This window comes from Streptomyces sp. NPDC029216, assembly GCF_040648015.1.
Classification (GTDB): domain Bacteria; phylum Actinomycetota; class Actinomycetes; order Streptomycetales; family Streptomycetaceae; genus Streptomyces.
In genome coordinates this window covers 1-2,269 of sequence record NZ_JBEZWL010000295.1, presented here as the reverse complement: position 1 = coordinate 2,269, position 2,269 = coordinate 1, and the positions used below count along the sequence as shown (strand labels likewise).

Here is a 2,269-nt window from a genome sequence, read left to right as displayed (position 1 = left end):
GCTTCGCCGAGCCAGAGCCGGCCCGTCGGGCCGGAGTCCTACGCTTCGCTTCGGACTTTGTTCGGCTTGCGCTTCGCTCCAGCCGAACGGCCTGCTCCGCAGGCCTGAGTAACCCCGTTTCACGGGGTTCGGGCCTCCGGCCCGTTGGGTCGGTACGCTTCGCTCCCCGACCCCAGGGGGTCCTTCCGGCTCCGCCTCCAGGACCAGCCCGCTCCGCGGACGCCAGCGGCACGGACCTGCCGCCACCGTCGGCGGCCCTGTTGCCGGTAACGGTGCTCTTCTTCAGAGTCGTGGAACCGACGGCGTGGAAGAGGCCGCCGCCCTGGGCTGCGCCGCCGTCCGGAGCCTCGGCTTCGTTCTTGCTGATATACGACTGATCAGTCGTCACGGAGCCGCCGGTGGCGTTGCTGATGCCGCCACCCCGGGCCGTGCCGCCAGAGGCGCGAGCAGCGTTGCCCCGCACGGTGCTGCTGGTCAGGGTGAGCTCACCGGTGCGGCCGACGTGGATCCCACCACCCCGGGCGGTGCCGCCCTCGGCGGTGACGGTGTTGCCGATGATACGGGTGCGGGTCAACAACATGGAGAAGTTGGTCCCGACTCCGCCGCCGACGGCGAAGCCGCCCGGGGCGCTGGCAGTGTTGTCGGCGATGACGCTGTCGGTCACGGTCAGGGTGGTCGTCTCGCCCGGTAGCGGGCTGCCCGTGGCCAGTGCGGCAAGCGCGGTGCCGCCCGGGGCGCTGGCGTGATTGTGGCTGATGGTGCTGTGCTTGATCGTCGTGAGGGCGAAAGCGGCGTGGCCGGCACCGAACGCGAAGCTGCCGGTGTTCGCGGTGACGCCGATGGTGTTGTCCGTCACTCGGCTGCGGTTGAGGGTCAACGGGCCGTCGTTGGCGATCCCGCCGCCGTCGGCGCTGGTTCCGGTGGTGCCCGAGTAGATGGCGGTGTTGTGGCTGACTTCAGTGTCGTTCACGGTGGCCGTGCCGTCGCTGTCGATGCCGCCGCCCTCCACGAAGATGCCGTCCCTGGCAGTGTCGGCGGCGTTGTGGACCACCCGGCTGTGGTTCACCGTCAGCGTGCCTTGGTTGTTGATGCCACCGCCGCAGACCCCCTGACCGGGAGCGAGGGGGCAGTCCGTTGCCCGGCCGCCGCTGATGGTGGCCTTGTTGAGGGTCAGGGTGCCCGCCTCGTCCACGAAAAGGATGCGGAATTCCGGGGCGGAACGGGTGCGCGCGTGATCGTCGCGCCGTTGCCGTCGATGGTGATGTCGCTGGTGATGGCCGGCAGGCCGTTGGCGGTGTTTCCAGGGTCGGCGGCCGTCAGCTCGTAGGTGCACTTGTGGGCCAGGCGGATGGTGTCGGCGCCCGGTGAGCTGTTCGCCGCGTTGATCGCCTCGACAAGGTCAGGGACCGAGCACCGCACGGCCACGGTGACAGCGTGGGCCACCGGTCCGGGCAATGCGATTCCAGCCGTGGCCGCCAGACCGACTGCGGCCAAGAGCCGGGCGGGGCCCGATCGTCGGACACCGAGGAAAGAAGCCTTCGCTCGAAGATTCTGCCGGGACATCAGAGTCTCCTCTGTCTATTGCGGCAGGCGAGCACCCCACGTGAGCGGGCTTCGCACAGGCCGCCACCAGCGCGGTTCGGCGGGGTATGACCGAAGCCAGCCGACCACGATCCCCTGCCGGCAACTCGCCGACACGACACAGGCCCGACCGCGTCCACCGGACCGGAGCAACTTCACCCACCTGACGCTCGGAGGTGGGACGGACCTGCTCACCGAGATTCCCCACCCGCGGAACCGCTGAGCTCACCCGGCCCTCTGTCCTTTTGACTCAATTTAGAGCCCGGATTAACTCGGGAAGCGAGGCGGGGCACCACACCTGGTGCAGCGATAGCTGGTGTCGCGTGTCGAGGATCAGTGAAACTGCGCAGTACTCAACCAATCTGCGCAGCCGGACCCGAAGCTAGGAACTCCGCAGGTCAGACGAATGGCAGCATCACTTCCTGCCCAGATTCAGTGAGCCAGCCAGCCGTCAACCCGCTCAGCCAAACTGCACAACCCCAGGCCAGAAGCGTGACAACTGCTCAGTTCCACTGACCGGCGACAGGTTCGGCGGTTGTCGCGGACCAGTGAAACTGCGCAGCACACAGTCGCCGGGTCCGAAGCTCGCGCAGTCCTTAGACGTCATCTCATTTGGCCAGTCTTCGGTAGCAGATGAGGGTGCAGGCGATGCTGGTGAAGGCGAGGAAGTGGTCGGCTTTGCGTTCGT

General features: G+C 67.7%; 1 protein-coding gene and 1 pseudogene. Both read right to left on the bottom strand.

What is annotated here, in order from left to right; translation table 11 throughout:
* Window positions 1–1,192, bottom strand: a pseudogene (locus AB0F18_RS39080) (hypothetical protein); the annotation flags it as partial.
* Window positions 1,171–1,563, bottom strand: coding sequence for a hypothetical protein (locus AB0F18_RS39075; protein ID WP_362070269.1), 393 nt, complete (start codon window positions 1,561–1,563; stop codon window positions 1,171–1,173). The gene AB0F18_RS39075 and the pseudogene AB0F18_RS39080, both read right to left, overlap by 22 nt.
* Window positions 1,564–2,269 lie beyond the last annotated feature (706 nt).

Bases quoted from the DNA above. Each gene is read 5' to 3' on its own strand.
- AB0F18_RS39075 (WP_362070269.1), bottom strand. From the start codon at position 1,563: ATGTCCCGGCAGAATCTTCGAGCGAAGGCTTCTTTCCTCGGTGTCCGA.